Genomic DNA, 7785 nt, shown 5'->3' with positions numbered 1-7785 from the left:
GTCGAGGGCGTGGACGCGAGATTCTGACACCGCACGGCAAACGATGCGGTGCAACAAGCCAGGGGGAGTGCCAGCGTGAGCGCCAGCGGAAAAACGTCCAAGATCACGATCAAGAAATACGCAAACCGGCGGCTGTATGACACATCGGCGAGCCGGTATGTCACGCTCGACCATTTGCGTGACCTGGTGAAGGAGAACGCCGATTTCGAGGTTGTCGACGCCAAGACCGGCGAGGACCTGACGCGCGGCGTGCTGGCCCAGATCATCTTCGAGGAAGAGGCCAAGGGCGCAAACCTGCTGCCCGTGGAGTTCCTGCGCCAGCTCATCGGCTTTTACGGCGATTCCATGCAGGCCTTCGTTCCCGGCTATCTGAAAATGTCGATGGAAGGCTTCATGCGCCAGCAGGACGAGTTGCGCGAGAAGATGACGGGTGCGATGGCGTCTCCGGCCGGCTCGATGGCGCTGCTGGAAGAGCAGACCCGGCGCAACATGGCCATGTTCGAGCAAGCGATGAAAATGTTCACGCCCTTCAATCCGGGTTCCGGCCCAGTATCGGGCGCTGCCTCTGCCGCTCCGGCTCCAAAGGAAAAGAGCGACGATGTGAAGGCCCTGCGTGACGAGCTGGAAGCGATGCGCGCCAAGCTGGACAAGCTCGCCGGCGGCTAGGTCCGCCCGGGATTAGTGTTTCATTAAGGAACAGGCGGCGCGGGCGGGACAGGATCAACCCGGCCCGCATCGGCACGAATCCGAGCGTTAAGGTCATATTTACAGAGGTTTACGAAGCGTAAACTCTGGCCTTCTTCTTGCGATGTCACCTCGCATGAGCGAGCCCGTGACACCCATTGCCGGAGCCTATCCGCCCCCCGCCCTGATTGTGCGCAATGAAAGCGTGCAAGCGCGGCGGGCCGATCCGGCCCCTGCTGCTGCGCCAGTCCAGACGCCGCCGGCCCGTATGAGCGGCGGATATGGTGCCGGCCTGGCCGGATCATGGATGCCGGTGCTGCAGGGCAGCCAGCGCCGCGGGCTTCGTGCCGACGAGACCGAGCGCCGCCGCTACCGGGCGAGCTATGCCGCCGCCACGAGCGATGCAGCGACCCGCCCGGCCCCGCGGCTGGAGCGCCGGGCATGAGCCGGCACGATCGCGTGTTTGCGCGCCTCGCCGATGCGGTCCTCGCGCTCGGTGTCTTCTTCGTCCTGCTCTAGCCGCGCTCATCAAGCTAAAGAAAAAGCCGCCCCCGCGAGATGCGGAGGCGGCTCTTGTCCGGTAAGCCCGTGCCAATGGCGGTCAGGCTTCTCCACCGACTGCCAGGTCACGCCGGGCCGACACTATCGTCACCACAAATCCGGCCACGGTATCGAGCAGGGCCATAACGGTCAGCAGGAAGAAGACCGAGGTGGCAAACCGGCCGACCAGCAGGAACAGGACGAGGCCGATGACGAAGACCAGCATCGACATGCCATGATTGATGATGGACGCCGTTCCGGTATCGGACGACTTCACGATCTCGATGAACAGGAAGAAGAGCGCGAGCATCAGCACCAGATCACCCGGTGTGAGCCCCCAGCTGGCGCCTGACATCATACCGATCTCGAAAAGCGGATCAGCCAGACGCGCCGCTACCGTCTCGGTGCTGCCGAGAAAGGCGATAATGGCATAGATGATCATCGGGATGATCAGTTTCGGAAAAATGCTGAACACGGAAATTCCCCTCCTTGCCGGAGTGCCGTTGCGGCGGCGGTTCGCCGCCTGGACACCCATGAAAACACCGCTACCTGCACCGGTTGGCATTGTGCCGCTCCCTCACCTGTGTTGCGGGCCGGATGGTCAGGATTCCTCCCAGCCACCGGTCTGTCTCGAGCGGCCATTCAGCCACATCACCCCCATTATGTCACTGATAGAGGCAAAAAGGCGTCCAAGATTCGTATATTTCGATTTTCCTGCCATGCGTGGCCGATGGCTCACAGGGCAGAACTCGACCAGATATCCCTCCCGTTTCATCAGCGCGGGCAGGAAGCGGTGCTGATGATCGAAATAGGGTAGCGCCAGATAGGCTTCGCGCCGGATTGCCTTGATACCGCAGCCGGTATCATTGGCATCATCACTGAGCAGGCGCTTGCGAACGCCATTGCCGAGGCGGGAGGCAAATTTCTTGCCCGCACTGTCCTGACGGCCCACGCGCTCGCCGCCGACCATGCCAAGGTTCTCCGGCGCATCGGCGCGGGTGAGGCGGGCGATAAGGGCTGGCAGATCGCCGGGCGGGTTCTGCCCGTCCCCGTCTAGCGTGCAGACAATGTCCGCGCGGGCGGCCTGAAAGCCGGTGCGGATGGCGCGCGACTGGCCTGCATTGCGCCGATGGCTGACAATGCGCAGCTGCGGCACTTCGGCCTTTACGCCCGTCAGCTCGGCAAGCGTGCCATCGCGGCTGGCGTCGTTCACAGCCACGATCTCGAAATCGGTGCCCGCAAGCGCCGTTGCGATTTCGCGCACCAAGGCACCGGCATTGCCTTGCTCGTTATGCATCGGGAGCACGACCGAAACGGCCGGGGCAGGAGACGCCATGAAATTCCACCTTCTTTCATTCACCCTGCTTGCAGGGATACACCGCCCGTTACATACCCAATAGTGAGGCCCGCACCAGCGTGAATCTGCAAGTGGCGGGCAAGCCCGCCTTGAGGGAATGGACGGTCATGGCCCGTTTGATCCAGTTGCTGCAACAGCCCCGGCACGCCTGGCTGGTAGTGCTGTGCGTCACCCTGCTGGCAGCCTTGCCCGGCATTTTCACGCTTCCGGTGCTGGATCGCGATGAGGCGCGCTTTGCACAGGCAACGGCGCAGATGCTGGAAACAGGTGATTTTGTGCGCATCCGTTTTCTGGATGAGGACCGTCACAAGAAGCCGGTCGGCATTCACTGGATTCAGGCTGGCACCGTGATGGCTGGCGAGTGGGTCAGCGGTGCACTGGAAAACCGTCAAATATGGGCCTGGCGCCTCGCATCGGTACTCGGCGCCGTGCTGGCAGCCCTTGCAACAGCCGCCATTGCGGGCCGCCTGCTGGGCCATCCGGCAAGCCTGTTCGCCGGTCTTCTGATCGGGACAAGCGTGCTTCTGGGCACTGAGAGCGGCATCGCCAAGACGGACGCCATGCTCGCCGGGGTCACCGCCTTTGCATTCTACGCCTTTGTCAGGCTTGCCGCGGCCCTGCCGGGGACAGGCAGGCGGTGGGCGGTGGCGCTCTGGGGTCTTATTGCTCTGGGCGCTCTCATCAAGGGCCCGGTGACACCTCTGGCGCTTGGCCTTGCCGGGTTGGGGCTCATCCTCTGGGAGCGGCGCCTCGACTGGCTGCGCCCGCTCTTCTTCTGGCCAGGCCCCTTGCTGGCTGCGGCGATCCTGCTGCCCTGGCTTGTCTCGGTGCAGATTGCGACCGATGGCAGCTTCCTTGCCGAGGCGCTGGGCGAGGATCTGGGGCCGAAACTCACCAGCGGGCATGAAAGCCATGGCGGACTGCCCGGCTATCACCTCGTCCTGCTTCCCGTGCTCTTCTTTCCCGCGTCGATTTTCCTTCCGGCGGGCGTTCGGGCAGCCATTATGGCGCTCAGGTCATCCAGCGAGCATGCCGGCACCGCGCGCCTGCTCATTCTGATGATCGTGCCGTTCTGGCTGGTCTTCGAACTGATGCCGACCAAACTGCCGCATTATGTGCTGCCCGCCTATCCGGCACTGGCCGTGCTGGCAGCATGGGGCGCGGTGCGCTGGCAGGAGACGCCGCTGCTCTGGAGAGCTCTGGGCGCGGCTCTGCTTGCGCTGGGTGCGGTGGTGCTGGCGGCCCTGCCTCTGGCCCTTGCGTTGCAGTTCGACGGGCCGGTTGTCCTTGCGACCGGTCTGGCCATGCTTATCGGGCTTCTCGTTCTTGGTAGCATCATCGCAGTCTTGCGGAGCAGGCCCACAAGGGCGCTTCTCTTCGGTATATGTGCGGCGATCAGCTGGCATACGGGCGCACGCGGGATAATCGCAGGCGAAACCAGCCTTTTCCTGTCGCGCGAGGCTGCCGCCATCATTGCGGAAGAAAACTGGCTCGACCCCGAAACGGCGATCATCTCCAGCTATACCGAGCCGAGCCTGGCCTTTGCGCTGCGCAGCGATATCCGCCTTGTGAGCCCGCAGGTAATAGCCGATGCAATCACGGGCGATGCTGCGCCGCATCTGGTAATCCTTGATCTTGCCCGCCTCGACGAGGTGGCTGTCCTTGAGGGGCTTACGGCCCAGTTGCGCGAAAGCGCCTGCGGCTGGCGTGAAGTCGAAGGCTTTAATTATTCGCGCGGACAGGCCACATCCCTGCTGATCGCCCGCACCGGGCCCTGCCCGCCAACCGGAGAGGACACGCCATGAGCGGCCATATCGAAATCGTCGAGGTTGGCCCGCGCGACGGGCTGCAGAACGACAAGACCCTGCTGTCCACACCTGTGAAGCTGGAGTTTATCGACCGCCTGATCAGCGCTGGGGTGCGGCGCATGGAGGCGGCGAGCTTTGTCCACCCCAAGCTGGTGCCGGCCATGGCGGATTCCGCCGAGATCATGGACGCCGTACCGCGCGACCGGGGCGTCTCCTATATCGGGCTTGCCCTGAATGAGCGGGGCATGCGCCGCGCCATCGACGCACGCTGCGACGAGATCAACTATGTGCTGGTCGCCTCCGCCGGGTTCGGCAAGGCCAACCAGAATGCTACGCCTGAAGAGACTGCCGACCTTCTCGACCGTATCGCCATCCTTGCCCATGACGCGCAGATTCCGCTTTCGGCAACTGTATCGGTCGCCTTTGGCGATCCGTTTGATGGCGAGGTTGATCCCGGCATTCTCGGTATGCTGGCCGCGCGGGCCGCAGCAGCCGGAGCGGTGGAGTTTGCGCTGGGCGATACGATCGGGGTGGCCACACCCTGGGACGTGGAGCGGGCGATCACAATCGTCCGGGACGCGGCCCCCGGGCTGAAGCTGCGCCTGCATTTCCACAACACCCGTAACACCGCGCTGGCCAACATCCATGCTGCCGTCCAGAACGGCGTGACTATCATTGACGCTTCGGCGGGCGGCATTGGCGGTTGCCCGTTTGCGCCGCGCGCGACCGGCAATGTGGCGACGGAAGATGTCGTCTACATGCTGGAGCGGGGCGGCTATCACACCGGCATCGATCTCGATGCCATGATCCGCACCGCACACTGGCTGGAAGCCGAGGCGCTGAAGCACCCGATACAGTCGGCACTTTCGAAAGCGGGCGGTTTCCCGGCCAAGGCCGGCTAGTTACCCGCGTTCCGGCGGCGCTGTGAAAGGCGCATGCGCGCCCGAAGCCGCCAGCGCATCTGGCCGAGCCGCATGGCCGTGCGCAAAAGCACACCCCTGCCGAGCAGCGCCAGCGTCAGAAGCGGACCGGCGACAAGAAGCGCGGCGCGCGCGCCGGGGCCGGAAAACGTCCTGAAGAAGAGGCGCAGGCCACTGGCCTTGTGCCATTCGACGAGGACGGGATTGGCAGAGCTGGTCGATCCCAGATGGACGAAGGCCGCCCGCGGATCGAACACCACCTCGCCACCTGCACGGCGCGCGCGCTCGCAAATGTCGATGTCCTCGACATGCAGGAAATAGCGTTCGTCGAAACCGCCCAGCAAGCGGAAGCTCTCCCGGCTCATCAGCATTGCCGCACCCGATACGGTGGGAGTCGGTACCGGTCCGGCAGGCAGTGCCTCACGTTCGCGGTGGAAATCGCGCACACCCGGCAGCATGCGGGCCAGACCGGAAAAGCTCAAAAGCGCCGAGGCAAGGGTCAGTTCGCCGCGCCGCCCCCCACGCTGCTCGCTGCCATCAGGATTGAGGATGCGTGCGCCGACGATGGAGCCAGCGGGCAGCGGTTTTGCGGTCTCGACCAGGAGGCTTGCTGCGCCGCGCGCAATCAGCGTGTCGGGATTGAGGAAGAGCACATAATCGCCGCTGGCGGCCGATGCGCCGATATTGCAACCGCGGCCAAAGCCCAGATTGGCGCCCGTGTGGATGACGTTGAGGCGCGGCTCGGCGGTCGAGAGCGTATCGAGGCGCACTGTCACATTGGTGGGGTTGTCGTGATTGACCACCACCAGCTCTGCAATGGCGGGGTCGGCCAGTACCGAGCGGATGGAGTCAAACAGGACGGGTCCCGTCCTGTAACTGACCATCACCGCGCTGATGCGCGCGCCCGTTTCCATCGCAACCCCTCGTTCGCCGTCAGTTCCGGCGATCTACGTCCTGTCCCCTTCAGGCGTTCCCGCGAAACGCCCAGACTTTCCACCACGGCGATCCGGTCCGCACCAGAGGCGCCGGATCAAACCCGTGTGTTCCCCCCGGCCTGCACCGGCCAACGCGTCCCACCGCCAGCCAGACCCCGCGCCACAAGCCCTGAGCCCTTATGGCATCAATCGCGTACAGCGAGCAGCTCGGCTCGTGCCGGCATCTTACACCAAAGGCGTAGAATACTGGCGAGAGCGTCCACCTGTAGGCCGTGACAAGGCCAATTCCAATCCGTTTTGTCGGGCTGTCGCTGGCTTTTTCCCGTTGGCACATGGCAAGGCGCTGCTCAATCCCGTGGGCCAGAGGCGCGGTCAAACGCCTCCAGCGCCGCCTCGAACGCCAGCCGGATAGAGCCATGGCGGGCCGGATAGGCGGATGCGGGTTCCAGAACGGCAAGGCGCGCGAAAGGCCCTTCCTGCGGCACGCGCGTGCCTTTCAGCATGGCATTCAACGTCTCAAGCCCTTGCGCCAGCATATCCCGGTCGGCCCCTATCAGGCGCTCTCCGAGAATACTGGCAGAGGCCTGGCCCAGCGCGCAGGCAGACACATCCCAGCCTGCCTCGGCGACGCGTCCATCCTTGAGGTTCAGGTCAAGCGTGACTTCAGACCCGCACAGACGGGAAACCTTGCGCACGCTCGCCTGCGGGGCTTCCAGGCGCTTTAGATGGGGAATGGACGCCGCCAGAGCGATGACGTCGCGCGAATAGGGATCAGCGTTCATGGGCCGGCCCTCACGCCTCCTCGACAGCCTTCATCCGCCAGACCGGACCTTCAGGCGTATCATCGACCAGCACGCCCAGCGCGTCGATTTCGGTGCGCAAGGTATCGGCCCGCGCAAAATCCTTTGCCTGACGGGCAGCATGGCGTTCTGCCAGCAATGCGTCGATGCGGTTACGGGTATCCGCGTCCAGCGCATCAACACCGAACCAGCTATCCGGATCAGCCTGCAACAGTCCGAGCACACGGCCAGAGGCGAGCAACTCGCCCTTGGCTTTGGCCTGTTCCGCAATCGAGTCCGCCTTGTTTGCGCGCGCGAGAATCTCGAAGAGAGCGGCAAAGGCCTTTGGCGTATTGAGATCATCACCCAGCGCATCCAGTACGGTAGCGGGCACCGGCGTGTCAGCTGCCTCAACATCGCTCAGGCGGCGCAGGATGCCGTAAAGCCGGTCCAGCGCCTTGCGGCTCTGCTCGATCAGCTTGTCGGTCCAGTCCAGCGGCGCACGATAGTGTCCGGTGAGCAGGCCATAGCGGATCACCTCGCCGCGAATGCCGCGTGCGATCAGCTCGTTCGGGCGGATCACATTGCCGAGCGATTTCGACATCTTCTCGGAATCCATGGAGAGAAAGCCGTTATGCAGCCAGTAATTGGCCAGCGGCTTGCCATGGGCGCACGCCGATTGGGCCACCTCGTTCTCATGGTGGGGAAACACCAGATCGATGCCGCCGGCATGGATGTCGATGGTTTCGCCGAGCGTTTTCG

10 protein-coding genes are annotated in these 7785 nt (G+C 64.0%); 4 read left to right on the top strand and 6 right to left on the bottom strand.

Features of this window, described 5'->3' with window-relative positions; genetic code table 11:
* The first annotated feature begins 75 nt into the window (after positions 1–75).
* Together phaR and ACTS2Z_RS09380 are read left to right on the top strand one after the other, a co-directional pair.
* Positions 76–666, top strand: a complete 591-nt coding sequence (gene phaR / locus ACTS2Z_RS09385; protein WP_442572952.1) for a polyhydroxyalkanoate synthesis repressor PhaR — start codon at positions 76–78, stop codon at positions 664–666.
* Positions 667–820: 154 nt separating this feature from the next.
* Positions 821–1129, top strand: a complete 309-nt coding sequence (locus ACTS2Z_RS09380) for a hypothetical protein (RefSeq protein ID WP_442572951.1) — start codon at positions 821–823, stop codon at positions 1127–1129.
* A 156-nt stretch (positions 1130–1285) separates the two neighbouring features.
* Here the strand turns inward: ACTS2Z_RS09380 and ACTS2Z_RS09375 are convergent, their stop codons facing one another.
* Positions 1286–1699 (bottom strand): hypothetical protein, encoded by a 414-nt coding sequence (locus tag ACTS2Z_RS09375; RefSeq protein ID WP_442572950.1) that lies wholly within the window; start codon positions 1697–1699, stop codon positions 1286–1288.
* A 126-nt stretch (positions 1700–1825) separates the two neighbouring features.
* Complete coding sequence (locus ACTS2Z_RS09370; RefSeq protein ID WP_442572949.1) at positions 1826–2560, bottom strand: glycosyltransferase family 2 protein; 735 nt, start codon at positions 2558–2560, stop codon at positions 1826–1828.
* 128 nt (positions 2561–2688) lie between these two features.
* Between ACTS2Z_RS09370 and ACTS2Z_RS09365 the strand changes: the two genes are divergently transcribed.
* Together ACTS2Z_RS09365 and ACTS2Z_RS09360 are read left to right on the top strand one after the other, a co-directional pair.
* The gene (locus ACTS2Z_RS09365) at positions 2689–4386 is read left to right on the top strand and encodes an ArnT family glycosyltransferase (protein ID WP_442572948.1); all 1698 of its coding nucleotides are present in this window, start codon (positions 2689–2691) and stop codon (positions 4384–4386) included.
* Positions 4383–5291 carry a hydroxymethylglutaryl-CoA lyase gene (locus ACTS2Z_RS09360; RefSeq protein WP_442572947.1) on the top strand — a complete coding sequence of 303 codons (909 nt, stop codon included), beginning with the start codon at positions 4383–4385 and terminating at the stop codon, positions 5289–5291. Before ACTS2Z_RS09365 ends, ACTS2Z_RS09360 begins: the two co-directional genes overlap by 4 nt.
* Here the strand turns inward: ACTS2Z_RS09360 and ACTS2Z_RS09355 are convergent.
* The 4 genes from ACTS2Z_RS09355 to ACTS2Z_RS09340 all read right to left on the bottom strand — a co-directional run.
* The gene (locus ACTS2Z_RS09355; protein ID WP_442572946.1) at positions 5288–6223 is read right to left on the bottom strand and encodes a glycosyltransferase family 2 protein; all 936 of its coding nucleotides are present in this window, start codon (positions 6221–6223) and stop codon (positions 5288–5290) included. The two genes, ACTS2Z_RS09360 and ACTS2Z_RS09355, sit on opposite strands and share 4 nt — an antisense overlap.
* A gap of 49 nt (positions 6224–6272) precedes the next feature.
* Complete coding sequence (yidD, locus tag ACTS2Z_RS09350; RefSeq protein WP_442572945.1) at positions 6273–6578, bottom strand: membrane protein insertion efficiency factor YidD; 306 nt, start codon at positions 6576–6578, stop codon at positions 6273–6275.
* Positions 6579–6591: 13 nt separating this feature from the next.
* Complete coding sequence (locus ACTS2Z_RS09345) at positions 6592–7026, bottom strand: iron-sulfur cluster assembly scaffold protein (RefSeq protein ID WP_442572944.1); 435 nt, start codon at positions 7024–7026, stop codon at positions 6592–6594.
* Between the two features lie 10 nt (positions 7027–7036).
* Positions 7037–7785, bottom strand: a 749-nt coding sequence (locus ACTS2Z_RS09340) for a DALR domain-containing protein (protein WP_442572943.1), incomplete at its 5' end; no start/stop codon positions are given.

The sequence above is a fragment of the Glycocaulis sp. genome (assembly GCF_052168375.1).
GTDB lineage: Bacteria > Pseudomonadota > Alphaproteobacteria > Caulobacterales > Maricaulaceae > Glycocaulis.
This window is presented reverse-complemented; position numbering and strand designations above follow the sequence as displayed.